At 62.7% G+C, this 20,639-nt stretch carries 18 protein-coding genes; 7 read left to right on the top strand and 11 right to left on the bottom strand.

Going from position 1 to position 20,639, the window contains the following annotated elements; genetic code table 11:
- Positions 1–92 precede the first annotated feature (92 nt).
- The 5 genes from pstB to J5M58_RS01750 form a co-directional block, all read right to left on the bottom strand.
- Positions 93–926, bottom strand: coding sequence for a phosphate ABC transporter ATP-binding protein PstB (gene pstB / locus J5M58_RS01770; RefSeq protein ID WP_207876997.1), 834 nt, complete (start codon positions 924–926; stop codon positions 93–95).
- A gap of 72 nt (positions 927–998) precedes the next feature.
- Positions 999–2,615 (bottom strand): phosphate ABC transporter permease PstA, encoded by a 1,617-nt coding sequence (pstA, locus tag J5M58_RS01765; RefSeq protein WP_207877069.1) that lies wholly within the window; start codon positions 2,613–2,615, stop codon positions 999–1,001.
- A 71-nt stretch (positions 2,616–2,686) separates the two neighbouring features.
- Positions 2,687–4,975 (bottom strand): ABC transporter permease subunit, encoded by a 2,289-nt coding sequence (locus tag J5M58_RS01760; RefSeq protein ID WP_112249442.1) that lies wholly within the window; start codon positions 4,973–4,975, stop codon positions 2,687–2,689.
- Between the two features lie 140 nt (positions 4,976–5,115).
- On the bottom strand, positions 5,116–6,114 hold the full coding sequence (locus J5M58_RS01755; protein WP_056793940.1) for a phosphate ABC transporter substrate-binding protein PstS: 999 nt from the start codon (positions 6,112–6,114) through the stop codon (positions 5,116–5,118).
- 223 nt (positions 6,115–6,337) lie between these two features.
- Positions 6,338–7,627, bottom strand: a complete 1,290-nt coding sequence (locus J5M58_RS01750; RefSeq protein WP_112249443.1) for an MFS transporter — start codon at positions 7,625–7,627, stop codon at positions 6,338–6,340.
- 360 nt (positions 7,628–7,987) lie between these two features.
- On the opposite strand from J5M58_RS01750, the gene J5M58_RS01745 reads away from it, so the two are divergent.
- Both J5M58_RS01745 and J5M58_RS01740 read left to right on the top strand, forming a co-directional pair.
- Positions 7,988–8,386 carry an acyl-CoA thioesterase gene (locus tag J5M58_RS01745; RefSeq protein ID WP_003253317.1) on the top strand — a complete coding sequence of 133 codons (399 nt, stop codon included), beginning with the start codon at positions 7,988–7,990 and terminating at the stop codon, positions 8,384–8,386.
- Between the two features lie 71 nt (positions 8,387–8,457).
- Complete coding sequence (locus J5M58_RS01740; protein ID WP_207876995.1) at positions 8,458–9,354, top strand: D-hexose-6-phosphate mutarotase; 897 nt, start codon at positions 8,458–8,460, stop codon at positions 9,352–9,354.
- Between the two features lie 123 nt (positions 9,355–9,477).
- Here the strand turns inward: J5M58_RS01740 and J5M58_RS01735 are convergent, their stop codons facing one another.
- The 5 genes from J5M58_RS01735 to J5M58_RS01715 all read right to left on the bottom strand — a co-directional run bounded on the left by J5M58_RS01735 (position 9,478) and on the right by J5M58_RS01715 (position 13,090).
- On the bottom strand, positions 9,478–10,047 hold the full coding sequence (locus J5M58_RS01735; RefSeq protein WP_181457287.1) for a DUF3299 domain-containing protein: 570 nt from the start codon (positions 10,045–10,047) through the stop codon (positions 9,478–9,480).
- A 12-nt stretch (positions 10,048–10,059) separates the two neighbouring features.
- Entirely contained in the window at positions 10,060–10,305 is a 246-nt protein-coding gene (locus tag J5M58_RS01730) for a GlsB/YeaQ/YmgE family stress response membrane protein (RefSeq protein ID WP_112249445.1), read from the bottom strand.
- Between the two features lie 96 nt (positions 10,306–10,401).
- Positions 10,402–11,484 (bottom strand): 5-(carboxyamino)imidazole ribonucleotide synthase, encoded by a 1,083-nt coding sequence (locus tag J5M58_RS01725; protein WP_112249446.1) that lies wholly within the window; start codon positions 11,482–11,484, stop codon positions 10,402–10,404.
- 10 nt (positions 11,485–11,494) lie between these two features.
- Positions 11,495–11,986: a 5-(carboxyamino)imidazole ribonucleotide mutase gene (purE, locus tag J5M58_RS01720; RefSeq protein ID WP_003253304.1), complete on the bottom strand. Its 492-nt coding sequence runs from the start codon at positions 11,984–11,986 to the stop codon at positions 11,495–11,497.
- A gap of 171 nt (positions 11,987–12,157) precedes the next feature.
- Positions 12,158–13,090, bottom strand: coding sequence for a LysR substrate-binding domain-containing protein (locus J5M58_RS01715; RefSeq protein WP_075046777.1), 933 nt, complete (start codon positions 13,088–13,090; stop codon positions 12,158–12,160).
- Positions 13,091–13,272: 182 nt separating this feature from the next.
- Between J5M58_RS01715 and aspA the strand changes: the two genes are divergently transcribed.
- The 4 genes from aspA to J5M58_RS01695 all read left to right on the top strand — a co-directional run bounded on the left by aspA (position 13,273) and on the right by J5M58_RS01695 (position 18,341).
- The gene (gene aspA / locus J5M58_RS01710) at positions 13,273–14,697 is read left to right on the top strand and encodes an aspartate ammonia-lyase (RefSeq protein WP_112249494.1); all 1,425 of its coding nucleotides are present in this window, start codon (positions 13,273–13,275) and stop codon (positions 14,695–14,697) included.
- A gap of 273 nt (positions 14,698–14,970) precedes the next feature.
- On the top strand, positions 14,971–15,963 hold the full coding sequence (locus tag J5M58_RS01705) for an AraC family transcriptional regulator (RefSeq protein WP_112249447.1): 993 nt from the start codon (positions 14,971–14,973) through the stop codon (positions 15,961–15,963).
- 231 nt (positions 15,964–16,194) lie between these two features.
- The gene (locus tag J5M58_RS01700; RefSeq protein WP_207876993.1) at positions 16,195–17,238 is read left to right on the top strand and encodes a histone deacetylase family protein; all 1,044 of its coding nucleotides are present in this window, start codon (positions 16,195–16,197) and stop codon (positions 17,236–17,238) included.
- Positions 17,238–18,341, top strand: a complete 1,104-nt coding sequence (locus J5M58_RS01695) for a polyamine ABC transporter substrate-binding protein (RefSeq protein WP_112249450.1) — start codon at positions 17,238–17,240, stop codon at positions 18,339–18,341. Before J5M58_RS01700 ends, J5M58_RS01695 begins: the two co-directional genes overlap by 1 nt.
- Before the next feature lie 30 nt (positions 18,342–18,371).
- Here the strand turns inward: J5M58_RS01695 and J5M58_RS01690 are convergent, their stop codons facing one another.
- Positions 18,372–19,919, bottom strand: a complete 1,548-nt coding sequence (locus J5M58_RS01690) for a PLP-dependent aminotransferase family protein (protein ID WP_112249451.1) — start codon at positions 19,917–19,919, stop codon at positions 18,372–18,374.
- A gap of 90 nt (positions 19,920–20,009) precedes the next feature.
- Between J5M58_RS01690 and J5M58_RS01685 the strand changes: the two genes are divergently transcribed.
- A complete protein-coding gene (locus J5M58_RS01685; RefSeq protein ID WP_112249452.1) occupies positions 20,010–20,639 on the top strand; it encodes an FMN-binding negative transcriptional regulator in 630 nt (209 codons plus the stop codon).

The following is a 20,639-nucleotide window of genomic DNA, read 5'->3' as shown; positions in this document are numbered from 1 at the left end:
GAACACCGGCGAAGCCGGTGCCAGACACCGCGGCGACTGCTTCGCGGGTAAACCCGCTCCCACAGGGGCCAGGTACCTGTCCCGAGCGGCGATCAGCCGTAGCGACCAGTGATGTAGTCTTCGGTCTGCTTCTTCGCCGGGTTGGTGAACAGGGTGTCGGTATCCCCGAATTCGACCAGTTTGCCCATGTACATGAACGCGGTGTAGTCCGAAACACGGGCCGCCTGCTGCATGTTGTGGGTCACGATGACGATGGTGTACTTGGATTTCAATTCGTAGATCAGTTCCTCGACCTTCAAGGTCGAGATCGGGTCCAGTGCCGAGCACGGTTCGTCGAGCAGCAGCACTTCCGGCTCCACGGCGATGGTGCGGGCAATGACCAGACGCTGTTGCTGGCCACCGGAAAGGCCCAGTGCCGACTCGTGCAGGCGGTCCTTGACCTCGTCCCACAGGGCCGCACCCTTGAGCGCCCATTCAACCGCTTCGTCGAGCACGCGCTTCTTGTTGATGCCCTGGATGCGCAGGCCGTAGACCACGTTTTCGTAGATGGTCTTGGGGAACGGATTGGGCTTCTGGAACACCATGCCCACACGGCGGCGCAGCTCGGCCACATCTTCGCCCTTGCGGTAGATGTTGTGGCCATACAGATTGATGGCGCCTTCCACGCGGCAGCCGTCAACCAGGTCGTTCATGCGGTTGAAGGTACGCAGCAGGGTCGACTTGCCGCAGCCGGACGGGCCGATGAAGGCGGTCACGCGCTGCTTGGGGATGTTCATCTGCACATCGAACAGCGCTTGCTTGTCACCGTAGAACAGGCTCAGGCCTGGCACTTCGATGGCTACGGTTTCTTCGGCCAGGCGCAGGCTCTGCTTGTCGCGGCCCAGGGCAGACATGTCGATGCCGTGGGCATGGGATTCTTGCTGCATGGTCAACTCCATACGCTAACAATACGTTTCAAAGGGCCGCCCGGCCCGCGGGCGGCACGCTTGCAATCAGGTTCAGCTGTCGAGGGCCTTGTACTTCTCGCGCAGGTGGTTACGGATCCACACGGCCGAGAGGTTGAGGGCCGCGATCACCAGCACCAGCAGCAACGCGGTGGCATAAACCAGCGGCCGCGCGGCCTCGACGTTAGGGCTCTGGAAGCCGACGTCATAGATGTGGAAGCCCAGGTGCATGATCTTCTGGTCCAGATGCAGGTACGGGTAGTTCCCGTCCACCGGCAGCGACGGAGCCAGCTTTACCACGCCCACCAGCATAAGTGGCGCCACTTCACCAGCGGCGCGGGCCACGGCGAGGATCATGCCGGTCATCATCGCCGGGCTGGCCATCGGCAGGACGATCTTCCACAGGGTTTCGGCCTTGGTCGCGCCCAGGGCCAGCGAGCCTTCGCGCACGGTGCGCGGGATACGCGCCAGGCCTTCCTCGGTGGCCACGATCACCACCGGCACGGCCAGCAGCGCCAGGGTCAGCGATGCCCACAGCAAGCCCGGGGTACCCAGGGTTGGTGCCGGCAGTGATTCGGGGAAGAACAGGCGGTCGATCGAGCCGCCCAGCACGTAGACGAAGAAGCCCAGGCCGAACACGCCGTAGACGATCGCCGGTACACCGGCCAGGTTGTTCACCGCGATACGGATCAGGCGGGTCACCGGGCCCTGTCTGGCGTATTCGCGAAGGTACACGGCAGCCAACACACCGAACGGGGTGACGATCACGGCCATGATCAGGGTCATCATCACGGTACCGAAGATGGCCGGGAAGATACCGCCCTCGGTGTTGGCTTCACGCGGATCGTCGCTGAGGAACTCCCAGACCTTGGTGAAGTAGGTGCCCAGCTTGGTGAACCCCGACATGGCATTCGGCTGGATGGCGTGCACCACCTTGCTCAGGTTGATTTCCACTTCACGGCCGTTGCCATCGCGGGCCACCAGGCTGTCGCGGGCGAAGGCCTGGTGCAGGCCGGTCAGACGGTCTTCGATGGCCTTGTAGCGGCTGTTCAGCTCGGCGCGATCAGCGTCCATGTCGGCCTGGGCAGCGGCGTCCAGCTTGCCCTCCAGCTCCAGCTTGCGGCCCTGCAGGCGCAGGCGCTCGAGGCCATGGTTGATGGCACCGATGTCTTTCTTCTCGAGGCTTTGCAGTTCGCTGTTGAGCTGGTTGGCACGCTTCAGGCGGACCTGCAGTTCGTTCCAGGCAGCAGCGCCTTCGGCGACCACGCGGCCTTCTTCCTTGACGCTGACCAGGTAGCCGTAGAAGTTGCCCCACTCGCGGCGCTCCAGGGCGATCAGGTCGGTCGGGTGCTTCTCATCGATCAGCCAATCGCCAACCACCCAGGTGAAGTCGCTGCCGTTGAGATCGCGGTTGCCCACCTTGATCAGCTCACGGGTCATGAACTCCGGGCCCTGGTCAGGCACTGGCAGGCCGGCGCCCTTCAGGCGGGCACGGGGTACTTCCTCCTTTTGCACCACTTCGCCGATGACGACATGATCGGCCTGGCCCGGCACCTTGTAAGTGGCCTGGACAAGATCGGCCGGCCAGAAGTGGCCCAGGCCGCGCACGGCAATCACCGCCAGCAGGCCAACAGTCATGATCACTGCCATGGCCACCGCGCCGCCGCTCATCCAGACGCCTGGGGCGCCGCTCTTGAACCAGCCTTTGAGGGAATCCTTTTTCACGGATCGCTACCTTTCTATCAAAGCGACGAGTATTTCTTGCGCAGACGCTGGCGAATCAGCTCGGCCAAGGTGTTCATGATGAAGGTGAACATCAGCAGCACCAGCGCGGCCAGGAACAGCACGCGATAGTGGCTGCCGCCGACTTCCGACTCCGGCATTTCGACGGCCACGTTGGCGGCCAGCGTGCGCATGCCCTCGAACAGGTTCAGCTCCATCACCGGGGTGTTGCCGGTGGCCATCAGCACGATCATGGTCTCGCCCACCGCACGGCCCATGCCGATCATCAGCGCCGAGAAAATACCCGGGCTGGCGGTGAGGATCACCACGCGGGTCAGGGTCTGCCAGGGCGTCGCACCCAGGGCCAGAGAACCCAGGGTCAGGCTGCGCGGCACGCTGAACACGGCGTCTTCGGCGATGGAGTAGATGTTCGGGATGACCGCGAAACCCATGGCGATGCCCACGACCAGGGCGTTGCGCTGGTCATAGGTGATCCCCAGGTCGTTGGTGATCCACAGGCGCATGTCGCCGCCGAAGAACCAGGTTTCCAGGTGCGGGCTCATGGTAAGGGCGAACCAGCCGGTGAACAGGATGACCGGGATCAGGATCGCCGCTTCCCAGCCATCCGGGATGCGCAGGCGAATCGACTCGGGCAGTCGGGTCCAGGCGAAACCGGCCAGCAGGATACCGAGCGGCATCAGCAGGAACAGGCTGAACACGCCTGGAAGGTGGCCTTCCAGGTACGGGGCGAGGAACAGGCCGGCGAAGAAGCCGAGGATCACCGTCGGCATCGCTTCCATCAGTTCGATCACCGGCTTGACCTTGCGGCGCATGCCCGGGGCCATGAAATAAGCGGTGTAGATGGCCGCGGCAATTGCCAGCGGGGCCGCCAGGATCATGGCGTAGAACGCGGCCTTGAGGGTACCGAAGGTCAGCGGCGACAGACTCAGCTTGGGCTCGAAGTCGGTGTTCGAAGCGGTCGACTGCCAGACGTATTTCGGCTCGTCGTAGTTCTCGTACCACACCTTGCCCCACAGCGCGCTGAAGGAAACCTCCGGGTGCGGGTTGCGCAGGCTCAGCGGCAACAGCTTGCCGCCCTCTTCGATGATGATGCGATTGGCACGTGGCGACAGGGCCAGGATGCCAGGGCCTTCGGCGACCGGCTCGACCAGCAAGGTACGGTGCGCAGTGCTGTGGAACACGCCCAGCTCGCCTGCGGCGTCGAGGGCGACAAAGCCCTTGCGGCGCTCTTCGGCGTCGATTTGCACGACCGCAGCCTTGCCCATCTGGAAGGTGCGAATCAGCTTGAAGCGCGATTCGCCATCAGGATCACGGGCCATGAACCACTGGGCCAGGCCGCCCTTGGAATCGCCGATGATCAGCGAGATGCCGCCGACCAGCTGGGCGGTGGCGGTAATTTCGGTGTCGGCGCTTTCAGACAGCTTGTAGCGCCCGTTGAGGCTCTTGTCGCGCAGGTTGAACACGTCCGCGGTGGCGCGGCCGTTGATCACGTACAGCCACTGCTGACGCGGGTCGATGAAGATGTTCTTCACCGTTTCGGTCATCTGCGGCAGTTCGATGCGGTTCTGTTCGGTGGTGACCTCTTCGGTCATCATGTTTTCGGTGCGGGTCAGCTCGACCACCTGCAGATGCGCGCCGGTGGAGCCGGCCATAAGCAGGGTGTCGCCATTGACGTTGACGCTGACATGCTCCAGCGCACGGCCCTGCTCGTCGAGCACGAACGGCTGTTCGCCGTACGGGTAGTCGATGCTGGGAGCGATGGTTTTCTTGTTGTCCGGATAGGTGACCTTGTAGGTGTGGTGGAACACCAGCGCCTGGCCGTTGGACAAGCCCAGCACCACCAGCGGGCTGCCCGGCTGGTCGGCACTGATCGAAGTGACCTGGGTGCCTGCCGGCAGCGGCAGGTCGACACGCTTGAGCTCGTTGCCGGTCTTGGTATCGAAGAACAGTGCCTGGCCCTTGTCCGAAACGCGCATGCCCACCAGGTTCTGCTCTTCAAGCGCGATCATCAGCGGCTTGCCGGCATCCTGCTGCAGCCAGGTCGGCTCCAGGGCTTTCTTGCTGGTCAGCTCGGCGCCCTGGAACAGCGGCAGCACCACATAGGCCAGATAGAAGAAGATCAGGGTGATCGCCGCCAAAACGGCAAGCCCGCCCACCAGTACATACCAGCGGGTCAGGCGATCCTTGAGCGCGCGCATGCGGCGCTTGCGTTGCAACTCCGGCGTATTGAAATCAATCCGCACGGGCGGGGAGTTTTGGGTCATGTTGGAGTTGGCCAGATCATTCATGCGCACACCCTAGCGGTCCCGTGTGACAAAAACATTACAAAGTGGTGACGCACGAAAGCCCGCCGCTCAGTAAACCTGGCTTCGGACTGGGAATTTCGTGGAAGAGGCCGGGCAGCAGCACCGGCCTCCTCCTCAGTTACTTACTTTTTTGCGACGTTACCCGCGTGGGACAGGCCCAGGTCAGCCAAGGTCTTGTCGACGACTTTGGCCGGCAGCGGGATGTAGCCGTCCTTCACCACGACCTGCTGGCCAGCTTGCGACAGCACCAGCTTGACGAACTCGGCTTCCAGCGGCGCCAGAGGCTTGTTCGGGGCCTTGTTGACGTAGACGTACAGGAAGCGCGACAGCGGGTAAGTGCCGTTCAGGGCGTTGGTTTCGTTGTCTTCAACGAACTCACCGCCTTCCTTCTTGGCCAGGGCCACAGTCTTGACGCTGGCGGTCTTGTAGCCGATACCCGAGTAGCCGATGCCGTTCAGCGAGGAGCTGATCGACTGCACGACCGAAGCCGAGCCAGGTTGTTCGTTGACGTTAGGCTTGAAGTCGCCTTTGCACAGGGCTTCTTCCTTGAAGTAGCCGTAGGTGCCCGATACCGAGTTACGGCCGAACAGCTGCACTGGCTTGTTGGCCAGGTCGCCGGTCACGCCCAGGTCACCCCAGGTCTTGACGTCGGCCTTGCCACCGCACAGGCGGGTGGAAGAGAAGATGGCATCGACCTGGGCCATGGTCAGGCCTTTGATCGGGTTGTCCTTGTGCACGAATACAGCCAGGGCGTCTACGGCGACCGGGATGGCGGTCGGCTTGTAGCCGTACTTCTGCTCGAAGGCCTGCAGCTCGACGTCTTTCATCTTGCGGCTCATCGGGCCAAGGTTGGCGGTGCCTTCGGTCAGCGCAGGTGGCGCGGTGGAGGAGCCGGCAGCCTGGATCTGGATGTTTACGTTCGGATATTCCTTCTTGTAGGCCTCGGCCCACAGAGTCATCAGGTTGGCGAGGGTGTCCGAACCGACGCTGGAGAGGTTGCCCGAAACACCGGTGGTCTTGGTGTAGGTCGGGATCGCAGGATCGACAGCGGCTACCGCGTTGGCGGTTGCAACGCCAGCGGCGGCAAAGGTGAGGGCCGCCATCAAACGCTTCAGTTTCATGCCTTGCTCCTAGCAGGAATATTGGGGTGTTGGATGGAACGGGCCCAAGTATCTGCAGGCCGCATGAATACGATATGACTTGATTATGACAATTGGATGAAAGGCCATCATCAAAACAGGCCTGGCCTCTTCGCGGCTAAAGCCGCTCCCACAGGAATGGCACCGGCTTCAAGGCAATGCCGCACCTGTGGGAGCGGCTTTAGCCGCGAAGAGGCCAGCAGCCTTAACGCTTGTTGGCGAGCAGGTACAGGCCCACGGCCAGACCAACGGCACACAACCCCGCCACATAGTAGGCAGGCGCCATCGGGCTCACTTTCAACAGCGCAGTCACCACCATCGGTGTCAGCCCGCCAAAGATCGCGTAGGCCACGTTGTACGAGAACGACAGCCCGCTGAAGCGCACCACCGCCGGGAATGCCTTGACCATCACATAAGGTACCGCACCGATCACGCCCACACACAGGCCGGTCACCGCATACAACGGGAACAGCAGCTCGGGCCGGGTCGGCAGGCTGTGGAAGAAGGTCCAGGAACTTGCCAGCAGCAGCAGGCTGCCGATCACGAACACCCGGCCAGCACCGAAGCGGTCTGCCAGGCTGCCAGCACCGATGCAGCCGAAGCTGAGCAGCACGATCGCCATGCTGTTGGCCTTGAGCGAGTCGATAGGGCTGATGTGGTAGATGCTCTGCAGCAGTGCCGGGGTCATCAGGATGACTACCACGATGGCAGCAGACAGCATCCAGGTCAGCAGCATCGATAGTATGATCGCACCACGATGGTCACGCAGCACCGCGCGCAACGGCAGCTCCTCGGCCAGCGCCTTGCGCTGCTGCATTTCGGCGAACACCGGGGTTTCGTGCAGCCAACGGCGCAGGTACACCGAGAACAGGCCGAACACACCGCCAAGCAGGAACGGGATACGCCAGGCGTAATCGGCCACTTCTTCGGCGCTGTACACGCTGTTGATCAAGGTGGCCACCAGCGAGCCCAGCAGAATGCCCGCGGTCAGGCCCGCAGTCAGGGTGCCGCAGGCGTAGCCGGTGTTGCGCGCTGGCACGTGCTCGGACACGAACACCCAGGCGCCCGGTACCTCGCCACCGATTGCAGCGCCCTGGATCACGCGCATCAGCAGTAGCAGGATCGGCGCCAGCATGCCGATCTGTGCATAAGTCGGCAGCAAGCCCATGATCAGCGTTGGCAGGGCCATCATGAAGATGCTCAGGGTGAACATCTTCTTGCGCCCGAGAAGGTCACCGAAGTGAGCCATGATGATGCCGCCCAGCGGCCGCGCCAGGTAGCCGGCGGCAAAAATGCCGAAGGTTTGCATCAGGCGCAGCCATTCGGGCATGTCGGCCGGGAAGAACAGCTTGCCGACCACCGTGGCGAAGAACACGAAGATGATGAAGTCGTAGAACTCCAGCGCGCCGCCCAGGGCGGACAGTGAGAGGGTCTTGTAGTCACTGCGGGTCAGCGGCCGCGAGGGCTGCTCGATACTGCTCGGCACGGAAGTCATCGCTGATTGTTCTCTTTGTAGGCATGCAGGCCGCTTGGCACGCGGCTTCTGGATTGGGGAGACAAGCGAAGATAGCAAATTGCTGAGCTGCGCCGAAAGCGATACAAAATCCCTACACATATTCATGAATGCACGGTCGTCGCTGGCCGTTATGCTCTATATACTGGCAGTTCGTAGGAAAAGGTTGCTGCTAGCGTGGGATGTTGTGCGAAAACGCCGGTCTTTATGTCAGGCGGTTTCGCAGAGTTTCCCTACGGCCGCTCAGTGAAACGAAATCGGCGTAGTATGTTTCAAGCTGAATCGTTTACCCGGCCTTTGCGCCACCCCAACGAAAGCGTCACGGGTCAGAGGCCCCATCGCATGATTGAGCTCGAACAAGAAGATCCTATCCCGCAAGGTGACCTGGCCTTGCAGATCACAGCACTGCCGCGCGAGACCAACGGGTTTGGCGACATCTTCGGCGGCTGGCTGGTCGCCCAGATGGACCTGGCCGGTACCGCCATGGCCAGCCGCGTCGCCGGCGGCCGCGTGGCCACCGTGGCCATCGACCGCATGGCCTTTCTGGTCCCGGTCGCCGTCGGCGCTCAACTGTCGTTCTATACCCAGACTCTGGAAATCGGCCGCAGCTCGATCCAGATGATGGTCGAAGTGTGGAGTGACGACCCGCTGTCCAGCGAATGGCGCAAGGTCACCGAAGCCGTCTTCGTTTTCGTCGCCATCGACGGCAGTGGCCGCACCCGCTCCGTACCTCGTCGCTGAGCCACGCCGGCGGTAAACTCATTGCATGTGCCCGGGTCCAAGGCCCACTGGCAATCAATGAGATGAATGCAATGGCTACCTACCAGGTCGTAACCGAGCAACATGGCGAACTCAGCTGCTGGCGTATCAGCAACGACCACGCCGAACTACTGGTCGCCCAGCAGGGCGCGCAGATCCTCAGCTACCAGCGCGTTGGCCAGCCACCGCTGCTGTGGCTGAGCGACCAGGCCATCTTCCGTCAGGGCAAGTCGGTACGCGCCGGTGTGCCGGTGTGCTGGCCGTGGTTCGGCAACCTGCAGCGCAACCCCCAGGCCGTGCAGGCCATGTACCACGGCGAACAGGCACCCGCGCATGGCCTGGCGCGGGCGCGCGACTGGCAATTGCTGGGTATCGAGGAAACGGGCACAACCCTGCAGATCGAATTCAAGCTGCCCGAAGCGCAGGGTGAGCTTCCCGGCTGGCCGCATGACGTAGAGCTGAAGCTGGTGATCAAGCTGGGTGAAGAACTGAACCTGAACCTGACCAGCCGCAATATGGGCAATACCCCCGTCACCATCAGCCAGGCCCTGCACAGCTACTTCGCGGTCAGTGATGTGCGCCAGGCGCGGGTCGAAGGGGTCGAGGGGCTGAGCTATATCGAGACCCTGGCTGACTGGGAGCAGCGTCAGCAGCAAGGGGCGCTCGAGTTCGCCGGGGAAACAGATCGGATCTACCTCGGCACCCCGCCAACGCTGAGCATTGTCGACCCGCACTGGAAGCGGCGGATTACCCTGACCAGCAGCGGGTCACGTTCGGCGGTGATCTGGAACCCTTGGACCGAACGGGCCAGAGAACTACCGGACATGGCCGATGATGGGTGGCAGCGGATGCTGTGCATCGAGACGGCGAATGTGTGGGATGACCTGGTGGAGTTGAAACCTGGGGCCAGCAGTTCGCTGGAGGTCAGGATTGGCTGTGAAATGATCTGAGTTTTGCAGTATCTGTTCGGGCCCCTTCGCGGGTAAACCCGCTCCCACAGGGTCTCCACGATATTCAAGGTTTGTGACGACCTGTGGGAGCGGGTTTACCCGCGAAAGGGCCGGTACAGGCAATCAGAGGTCTGCGTCCTCCACCACCCTCACCTTCCCCGCATCCAGCGCATAGGCCGCATCGGCCAGGTCGTTGCTGACCTTTTCCACCTTCAGCTTGCCGCTGACCCAAAGCGGTGTGTAGATATCATCGATCTTCAGGCCTTTCGGGTAGCGCACCAGCACCAACTGGTTCGGTGGTGGTGGCGGCACATGGATGCACGCTCCTGGGTAAGGCACCAGGAAAAACAGCGTGCTGTTGCCCTTGGCGTCGCTCTCCAGGGGCACCGGGTAGCCGCCCAGGCGAATATCCTTGCCGTTCATGGCAGCCACAGTCTTGGTCGAGTACATCACCGCCGGCAGGCCCTTGCTCTGCTTCAGGCCGCCCTTGTCGGTAAAGGTGCCCATGGCTTCCGGGGAGTTGTGGTCGATTTCAGGCATTTGCTCGAGTGCCTGCTGGTCCGACTTTGGCATCAGCTCCAGCCAGTCGGTTTCAGGCAGTTCGGCATGAGCCAGGGTACTGACCAACAGCAGTGAGGCGAGGAAAAAGGCACGCATGAAAATGCTCGGCAACTCGAATGAATTGCCGGGCATTCTAACCAATATTCAGCGTTTCTTGATGAATCCGTAGATCACCAGGAGGACGACTGCCCCCACCAGCGCGCCAAAGAAGCCCGCGGCCTCTCCGGCCTGATAGATGCCCAGCGCCTGGCCGCCGTAGGTGGCCAGCAGGGAGCCGGCAATACCCAGCAGGATGGTCATGATCCAGCCCATGCTGTCGTCGCCCGGCTTGATGAAGCGGGCCAGCAGGCCGACGATAAGGCCGATGAAGATGGTTCCAATGATACCCATGGCAATCCCTCTGCAGTGATGATGGAACAAGCCAAAGCCTAGACAGCGCTTTGGCTCGTTGCCATTTCAGAGGGCAAGCCGCTGGTAGAAGTTCGATCAGTTGCCGATCAGGGCATCTACTTCGGCAATCTTGCGCTCGAGGGTGGCCATGTCGTGGCAGCGCAGGGTGGCGTGACCAACCTTGCGACCAACCTTGAAGGCCTTGCCGTAGTGGTGCAGATGGCAGTCACCGATGGCAACCACCTTGTCCACCGCCGGCACTTCACCGATGAAGTTGAGCATCGCGCTCTCGCCAACCTTGGCGGTCGAGCCCAGCGGCAGGCCGGCGATGGCGCGCAGGTGGTTCTCGAACTGGCTGCACTCGGCGCCTTCAATGGTCCAGTGCCCGGAGTTGTGTACACGCGGGGCGATTTCGTTGGCCTTGAGGCCGCCGTCGACTTCGAAGAACTCGAAGGCCATCACGCCCACATAGTCCAGTTGCTTGAGCACGCGGCCCACGTAGTCTTCAGCCAGAGCCTGCAGCGGGTGCGCCTGGCTGGCGACCGACAGGCGCAGGATGCCGCTTTCGTGGGTGTTGTGCACCAAGGGGTAGAAGCGGGTTTCGCCATCACGGGCACGTACGGCCACCAACGACACTTCGCCGGTGAACGGCACGAAGCCTTCCAGCAGGCACGGCACGCTGCCCAACTCGGCAAAGGTACCGACCACGTCCTCAGGCGTGCGCAGCACCTTCTGGCCCTTGCCGTCGTAACCCAGTGTGCGGGTTTTCAGCACGGCCGGCAGGCCGATGCTGGCCACCGCGGCGTCCAGGTCGGACTGCGAGAGAATGTCGGCGAAGGCCGGGGTGGGGATACCCAGGTCGCGGAACATGCTCTTTTCGAACAGGCGGTCACGGGCGATGCGCAGCGCTTCGGCGCTGGGGTACACCGGCACGAACTGCGAGAGGAAGGCGACGGTCTCGGCCGGGACGCTTTCGAACTCGAAGGTGACCAGGTCGACTTCGTCGGCCAGCTGGCGCAGGTGGTCCTGGTCGCCGTAGTCGGCACGCAGGTGCTCGCCCAGCGGCGCGGCGCAGGCGTCCGGCGCCGGGTCGAGGAAAGCGAAGTTCATGCCCAGCGGGGTACCCGCCAGGGCCAGCATGCGGCCCAGCTGGCCGCCACCGATTACACCGATCTTCATGGGTTGAGCCTCAAGCCTGGCGCGGGTCTGGGTTGTCCAGCACGGTGTCGGTCTGCTCCGTGCGGAACTGCTTGAGCGCCGCGTGGTACTGCGGGTACTTGGCGCCGAGAATACTGGCCGACAGCAGCGCAGCGTTGACCGCACCGGCACGGCCGATGGCCAGGGTGGCTACCGGCACACCGGCTGGCATCTGCACGATCGACAGCAGCGAATCGACACCCGACAGCATCGACGATTGCACGGGCACGCCCAGCACCGGCAGGTGGGTCTTGGCAGCGCACATACCTGGCAGGTGGGCTGCGCCACCTGCACCGGCGATGATCACCTCGATGCCACGACCCTCAGCCTCTTCGGCATACTGGAACAGCAGATCCGGGGTGCGGTGGGCGGAAACCACCTTCACTTCGTAGGGAATGCCGAGTTTTTCCAGCATATCGGCGGTGTGGCTAAGGGTGGACCAATCGGACTTGGAGCCCATGATCACGCCAACCAGTGCACTCATCGTCGAGCCTCTTCGCTTGTGCGCCCTTGGGCGCGTCAAAAAACAACAAGCCACGCGGGACGACCGGCGTGGCTTGTTTGCTGATCAGGACCGGACGCATCCGGTCGAAAGGCCGCGCAGTATACCGTAAGGTGGTGCGTTTAAGGCACCCCGGCGACCAACTGTCGCCCCTTATTTTTCGGGGCTTTGACTGACTTTTGGGTCAACCATCGCCGCCCCCTCGAGCTTGCGCCACAACAGCCTTACATTGGCCTTGCGCACCAGGGCGCAACGATACAGGCGGATTTCCAGTGGCACGTGCCACTGGCTGCCGCCGCAGATCGCCAGTTCGCCCCGTTCCAGTTCGCCACGCATCGACAGGCGCGGTACCCAGGCGATGCCCATGCCTTCCAGCGCCATGCTCTTGAGGCTGTCTGCCATGGCGGTTTCATAGACAGTGGTATAGCGCAGGTTGCGCTGGCGCAGCAGCAAGTTCACCGAACGGCCAAGGAAGGCTCCGGCGGTATAGGCCAGCAGCGGCACGCTGCCCTCGCCCTCCAGGTCGAACAATGGCTTGCCTTCCGCATCCACAGCGCACACAGGCAACATTTCGGTGGTACCCATGTGCAGCGACGGGAAGATTTCAGCATCCATCTGCAGGGCGGCATCCGGGTCATAGAAGGCCAGCATCAGGTCGCAGCCTCCTTCGCGTAATGCATGCACGGCATCGCCGACGTTGGTCGCAACCAGACGGGTGGCGATGTTCAACCCATCGTTGCGCAACTGGGCCACCCAACGCGGGAAAAAGCCCGACGCCAGGGAGTGTGCCGCAGCCACCTGCACCACTTCGCCCTGCCCGCCTTCCAGATGATGCAAATGGCGGAGAATTTCGCTCAACTGGTCGACAACGGTACGTGCCGTGACAAGAAAAAGCTGGCCGGCTTCAGTCAGTTCTATTGGCGTGCGGGAACGATTCACCAACTGCAGACCCAAGGCTGCTTCAAGGCTGCGAATACGCCTGCTGAAGGCAGGTTGAGTCACGAAACGCCGCTCTGCCGCCTGGGAAAAACTGCGGGTTGCTGCCAGCGCGCTGAAGTCTTCCAGCCATTTGCTTTCAAGGTTCACGAAGCACATCTCCCGGCGTGCACCAAAATGGAACACGCTCGAATGTCAATTGGCGTCACATGAAACACTATGCCGTTTGTGCATAGGTTAGCGTGCAACAGCATTGGCCGCAAAATCACCTTCAGGCCTAGGATTGGCGCCATTCCGGCATGTGCCGGGTCAAATTCGAGATGATATACATCATGTCCTCCGCTGCATCGTTCCGCGTCGAAAAAGATTTGTTGGGTACCCTTGAAGTTCCTGCAGATGCCTACTACGGCATCCAGACCCTGCGCGCTGCCAACAACTTCCACCTCTCCGGTGTTCCGCTGTCGCACTACCCGAAGCTGGTCGTGGCCCTGGCCATGGTCAAGCAGGCTGCTGCCGACGCCAACCGTGAGCTGGGTCACCTGAGCGATGCCAAGCACGCTGCCATCACTGCAGCCTGTGCCCGCCTGATCAAAGGCGATTACCACGACCAGTTCGTGGTGGACATGATCCAGGGCGGTGCTGGTACCTCTACCAACATGAACGCCAACGAAGTCATCGCCAACGTCGCGCTGGAGGCCATGGGCCACCAGAAGGGTGAGTACCAGTACCTGCACCCGAACAACGACGTGAACATGGCGCAGTCGACCAACGACGCCTACCCGACAGCCATCCGTCTGGGCCTGCTGCTGGGCCACGACGCCCTGCTGGCCAGCCTCGACAGCCTGATCCAGGCCTTCGCTGCCAAGGGCAAAGAGTTCGATCACGTACTGAAGATGGGCCGTACCCAGCTGCAGGACGCCGTACCGATGACCCTGGGCCAGGAATTCCGCGCTTTCGCCACCACCATGACCGAAGACCTGCAGCGCCTGCGCTCGCTGGCCCCGGAACTGCTGACCGAAATCAACCTGGGCGGTACCGCCATTGGCACCGGCATCAACGCCGACCCTGGCTACCAGGCCTTGGCCGTACAGCGTCTGGCTACCATCAGCGGCCAGCCGCTGGTACCGGCTGCCGACCTGATCGAAGCGACCTCCGACATGGGCGCCTTCGTACTGTTCTCCGGCATGCTCAAGCGTACCGCAGTCAAACTGTCGAAGATCTGCAACGACCTGCGCCTGCTGTCCAGCGGCCCGCGCACCGGCATCAACGAGATCAACCTGCCAGCGCGTCAGCCAGGCAGCTCGATCATGCCAGGCAAGGTCAACCCGGTTATCCCTGAAGCCGTCAACCAAGTGGCCTTCGCCATCATGGGCAACGACCTGGCCCTGACCGTCGCCGCCGAAGGTGGCCAGCTGCAGCTGAACGTGATGGAGCCGCTGATCGCCTACAAGATCTTCGACTCGATCCGCCTGCTGCAACGTGCCATGGACATGCTGCGCGAACACTGCATCGTCGGCATCACCGCCAACGAACAGCGCTGCCGTGAACTGGTCGAGCACTCGATCGGCCTGGTCACCGCCCTGAACCCATACATCGGCTACGAAAACGCCACCCGTATCGCCCGCGTTGCCCTGGAAACCGGCCGCGGCGTACTGGAACTGGTGCGCGAAGAGAAGCTGCTGGACGACGCGATGCTCGACGACATCCTGCGTCCGGAAAACATGATCGCTCCCCGTCTGGTTCCGCTGAAGGCGTAACCAGGCCGCTGTAAACAGTCTCACCAGGTCGAGGGACTAGACACCTCTCAACCTTTCCAAGGCCCGAGCCTATGCTTCGGGCCTTTTTTTTGCCTGCAAGATTTTGGGGCTGCGTTGCAGCCCATCGCGACGCAAGGCCGCTCCCACAAGAGCCCTGCGTTCACCGCTCAATGTGGGAGCGGCCTTGTGTCGCGATAGGGCCGCAGAGCGGCCCCCGAACATCGGCACACAACTTGCTCCATAATGCGTCCCAGGCCGACGGGATTACCCAGCATGCTGCACAGCCACCTCACCACCCTCAACGCGGTTTCGCTGATCCTCAACGTATTCCAGGCAGACGGTTGCGAAGCGTCGGCGCTACTGGCCGGCAGCGGCATCGGCCCGGCGGACCTGGGGCACGCCGATGCACGCATCACCACCCAGCAGGAACTGCAGGTGTGTGCCAACGCCGTTGCCCGGCGCGAGGATATCGGCCTGGAACTGGGCCGGCGCATGCATGTGTCGTGCTACGGCATGCTCGGTTACGCCCTGCTCTCCAGTGCCACTTTGGGTGACGCCTTGCGCTTGGCGCTGCAGTATCCGGCACTGCTGGGAACAGTCTTCAAGCTGCGTTTGCTGGAGGACGGCCAACGCGTCTGGTTCAGCGCCAGCGACTACCACGACAGCCCGACGCTGACCGCCTTCAATGCCGAGTTCTGCCTGGTATCGCTGAAAGTCATCTGCGACGACCTGCTCGGCCGACCGCTGCCCCTGCTGGGCGCCCGCTTCGAACACCCACGCCCGGGCTACCATGCCCTCTATGCCGGTGCCTTCCAGTGCCCGATCGGGTTCAGTGCCGAGGACAACGCCTTTGCCTTTGAACGGCGCTGGCTGGACACGCCACTGCCGCTGGCCGACCCGATTACCCACAAGGCCATGAGCGAACGCTGCCGGCGCCTGAACCTTGAATTCACAGGCCGCCAAGCCTGGCTGGGGCGGATTCGCCAACTGCTGGCGCAACAACTGGATGCAGCGCCCGGGCTGGAAGGGCTGGCGCGGCAGATGAACTGCTCATCGCGCACCCTGCGCCGGCATTTGCAGGCGTTGGGCAGCAGTTATCAACAGCTGCTGGATGAATTGAGGTTCGAACGGGCCAAGCAGTTGCTGGCTGATGAGCAGATGCCGATCTATCGGATTGCCGAGTCCCTGGGTTTCAGCGAGACCGCCAGTTTCCGGCATGCCTTCCAGCGCTGGAGTGGCGTTGCGCCCAGTCACTTCCGCGGTTGACCTGTACCGGCCCTTTCGCGGGTGAACCCGCTCCCACAGGGGTTGCACACACCCAGGTGCAACACTGTACCTGTGGGAGCGGGTTCACCCGCGAAAGGGCCAGTACAGGCCACCAACAAATCCAGCCAAAGAGCTTGGCCACATCGATCCCCTTTTGGCCACTTGCGTCGTTCTCCCTCACTGGCCCACCCATGAAAATGGGCCCACGCCAGTACCCACCGGAGAACAAAAATGCTGACGATCTATTCCGATGACCACCGCCTGCACCACGGCCGCTGCGAGCTGATCGACGGCAAGCTGATGCCCTGTTTCGAAATGCCGTCACGCGCCGACCATGTGCTCGACCAGGTAAAAAAGCGCAACCTCGGCGACATCCAGGGCCCCACCGACTTCGGGCGCGCACCGTTGCTGCGCATCCACAGCGCCAGCTACCTGGACTTCTTCGAAGGCGCCTGGGCGCGCTGGGCCGCACTGGGCCAGGAAGGCGACTTGCTGCCGTTCACCTGGCCCGCACGCACCCTGCGCCAGGTAAAACCCACCGGCCTGCACGGCGAACTGGGCTACTACAGCTTTGATGCTGGCGCACCGATCACCGCCGGAACCTGGCAGGCTGCCTACAGCGCCGCCCAGGTCGCCCTTACCGCCCAGGCGGCGATCCAGCAAGGCGCCCATTCGGCCTTTGCCCTGTGCCGCCCGCCAGGGCACCACGCCGCTGGCGAAGTCATGGGCGGCTATTGCTACCTGAACAACGCCGCCATTGCCGCCCAGGCCTTCCTCGACCAGGGCCGGCGCAAGGTCGCCATCCTCGACGTCGACTACCACCACGGCAACGGCACCCAGGACATCTTCTACCACCGCAACGATGTGTTCTTCGCCTCGATCCATGGCGACCCGCGCGACGAGTTCCCGTTCTTCCTCGGCCATGCCGATGAAACCGGCGAGGGTGCCGGTGAAGGCTGCAACATCAACTACCCACTGCCGGCCGGCAGCGACTGGGCCGCCTGGAGCGCCGCCCTGGATGACGCCTGCCAGCGCATCGCCGCCTATGACGCCGACGTGCTGGTGGTCTCGCTGGGCGTGGACACCTTCAAGGACGACCCGATCTCGCAGTTCAAGCTGGACAGCCCGGACTACCTGGAAATGGGCAAGCGCATTGCCCAGCTCGGCAAGCCGACCCTGTTTGTGATGGAAGGCGGCTACGCTGTGGAAGAAATCGGTATCAACGCGGTCAATGTGCTGGAAGGCTTCCAGCACGCCCAGCCAGGAGCCCGGTAATGGTCCGACTCAAGCGTCTGCTCGCCCCGTTCATCGCCGTCACCTTGTTAACCGGTGCCCTGCAGGCCCAGGCCGAACAGCGCACCCTGCGGGTGTACAACTGGTTCGACTACATCACCCCGCAAACCCTCACCGAGTTCCAGAAAGACAGCGGAGTGAAGCTGGTCTACGACATCTTCGACACCAACGAGGCGCTGGAAGCCAAGCTGCTGACCGGCAACTCCGGGTATGACGTGGTAGTACCGTCCAACGTGTTCCTCGCCAAGCAGATCGAAGCGGGAGTGTTTCAGCCGCTGGACCGCAACAAGCTGCCGAACTGGCAGCACCTGGACCCGGCGCTGATGAAGCTGATCGAGGCCAACGACCCCGGTAACAAATTTGCCGTGCCCTACATGTACGGCACCGTACTGATCGGCTTCAACCCGGCCAAGGTCAAGGCTGCGCTCGGCGACAACGCCCCGGTGGACAGCTGGGACCTGATCTTCAAGGAAGAGAACATCGCCAAGCTCAAGCAATGCGGCGTGGCCCTGCTCGACTCGCCGTCGGAAATCATGCCGCTGGCCCTGCAGTACCTGGGCTTGCCACCCAATAGTGACAAACCGGCTGATTACAAGAAAGCCGAAGCGCTGATGCTGAAGATCCGCCCGCACATCACCTACTTCCACTCCTCGAAGTACATGGCTGACATCGCCAACGGCGATATCTGCGTGGCAGTGGGCTACAGCGGCAGCTTCTCGCAGGCCGCCAACCGGGCCCGCGAGGCGAAGAATGGCGTGGTGGTGGACATGCGCCTGCCCAAGGAAGGTGCACCGATCTGGTTCGACATGCTGGCGATTCCGAAGAACGCGGCCAACCCGGAAGATGCCCACGCGTTCATCAACTACCTGCTGCGGCCCGAGGTGATTGCGCCGATCAGCGACTTTGTCGGGTACCCAAACCCGAACAAGGACGCGACCGACAAGGTGAGCCCGGCGATTCGCAACAACCCCAACCTGTATCCGACGGCGGAGGCAATGGCCAAGCTGTATACCCTCAAGCCCCTGGCGCGGGATGCCGAGCGGGCGCGGACCAGGGCCTGGACGCGGATCAAGTCCGGAACCTGATTTAGAGCCGGGGCTGCTTTGCAGCCCCATTCACTTTCTCCAAGCCTTGCGCAAGCGCATCAACGCCTCGGCAATCTCCCCCTCCGGCACCGCTGCAAACCCCAGCACCAGCCCCGCGCGCTTATCCACAGGCTGCTCGCTGTCCGCCAGCCAGAAATTACTCAGCGGCGTTACCTCAACGCCGACCGCTTCCGCCTTGGCCACCAGCTCCTGCTCCCGCGCAAAGTTATCCACATCAACCTTCACATGCAGCCCCGCCGCCACCTCCGGCATGCCTCCCAACCCCGGAATATCCACAGGCCAACCAGCCTTGAGCACATTGCGCCTGCTCAACGCCGCCTTGCGCATGCGCCGGATATGCCGCTGGAAATGCCCCCGGGCCATGAACTCTGCCATCACGCACTGGCTACTGACCTCCGAATGCCGCACCGCCAGCGCCCTGCCCTGGCTGAACGCCTGCGCCAGTTGCGGCGGCGGCAGTACCAGGTAGCCCAGGCGCAATGCCGGAAAGGCGATCTTGCCGAAGGTGCCGACGTACAGCACCCGCCCGTGCTGGTCGAGCGCCGCAAGCGGGGCCAAGGGCGCACCGCTGTAGCGGTACTCGCCGTCATAGTCGTCTTCGATGATCCAGCCATCGCTGCGCTCGGCCCAGGCCAGTAGCTCCAGGCGTCGCGCCAGGCTCATCGTCACCCCGGTCGGGTACTGGTGGGCCGGCGTGACATAGGCCAGCCGGCAATCCGCCAGCTGCCCGAGCCGGCGACAGTCCATGCCGTCCTCGTCCACCGGTACGCCATGCAACCTGCCACCGGCCAGCGCAAAGGCATGCCCGGCTGCGCGGTAACCCGGGTTTTCCACAGCCACACCTTCGCCCGGCTGCAATAGCAACTGTGCACAAAGGCTGATGGCCTGCTGCGCACCACTGGTGATCACTATTTGTTCAGCCGCACAACTCAGCCCACGCGAGCGACGCAGGTAGGCTGCAATCAGTTCACGCAGCAGCGGCTCACCTGCAGGGTCACCGTAACCCAGCTGCGCCGGATTCGGGTTGCGCCAGAAACCCGCCTGCAGCTTGGCCCAGACGTCGAACGGGAACAGGTCGAACGCCGGAATACCGACGCGAAATGCACGCGGGGCACCGCTTCTTGGGGGCGGTAGATGGTTAGTTTTCAGGCGCTGCAAAGGCTCGCTGGACCACCGCTTGCTGGATAAATCCTCAGTATTTTCCCGGGAAAATGTGGATAAGTCTGTTGATAAGCCCCTGGATAACCCTGTGGATACTTGTGTGGATAGTTTTACATTGGAGAGTTTCGGCAGCTGGCTGACATAGGTGCCATCGCCTACCCGGCTCTCGATGTAGCCCTCGGCATATAGCTGGTCATAGGCCCGCACCACGCTGTTGCGTGACAGCGCCAGCATGGCGGCCAGATCACGCGTGGCGGGTAGCCGCGTGCCACTGCTCAGGCGCCCATCCAGCACCCGCGCACGTAGCGCCTGGTACAGCTGCTGGCTGAGCCCGCGGCGGCGATCAAGGGCGATCCCGGCAGGGTCGAAAGGCAACACGAGGGGGCGCTCGCTCATGGCATTGGACCTATCAAAACAGCTGTTAATGGCTCTTACTATGAGCCAATAGCCTGCCTAGGATGAAGCCATCGCACAAGGAAACCGAGCATGTACAACAGCAAACCCCATCAGGAACATGACCTCGGGCACCTGCACCAGCACATGCTCGACACCCGCCTGGCCATCCTGGTAAGCCAGGGCGAACAAGGCCTGCTGGCCACGCACCTGCCCGTGCTGGTCGATACCGGCGAAGGCGAATTCGGCACCGTCTATGCCCACCTGGCGCGAGCCAACCGCCAGTGGCACGACCTGGAGCATGGTGGCGAAGCCCTGCTGGTGTTCCCCGGCGCCGATGCTTATGTCAGCCCTGGTTACTATCCGAGCAAGGCCGACAACCCCAAGGTGGTGCCAACCTGGAACTACCTGGCCGTGCACGCCTATGGCCCGGCGGAAGTGATCCACGACGCAGAACCATTGCTGGCAATTGTCAGTCGCCTGACCGAGCGCCACGAACAAGGCCGCGACGAACCGTGGAAAGTCACCGACGCTCCGCGTGAGTACCTCGATGGCATGCTCCGCGCCATCGTCGGTGTTCGCCTGCCCATCGCCCGCCTGCAAGGCGCGCGCAAGCTCAGCCAGAACCGCTCCGAGCAAGACATTGCCGGCGTGCGTGAAGGCCTGCGCGCCAGCCCCGACTACCTGGATAACCAACTCGCGGCGCACATGCGCCAACTCTGA

This window comes from Pseudomonas sp. 32_A (assembly GCF_017490905.1).
GTDB classification, from domain to species: domain Bacteria; phylum Pseudomonadota; class Gammaproteobacteria; order Pseudomonadales; family Pseudomonadaceae; genus Aquipseudomonas; species Aquipseudomonas inefficax.
This window is presented reverse-complemented; position numbering and strand designations above follow the sequence as displayed.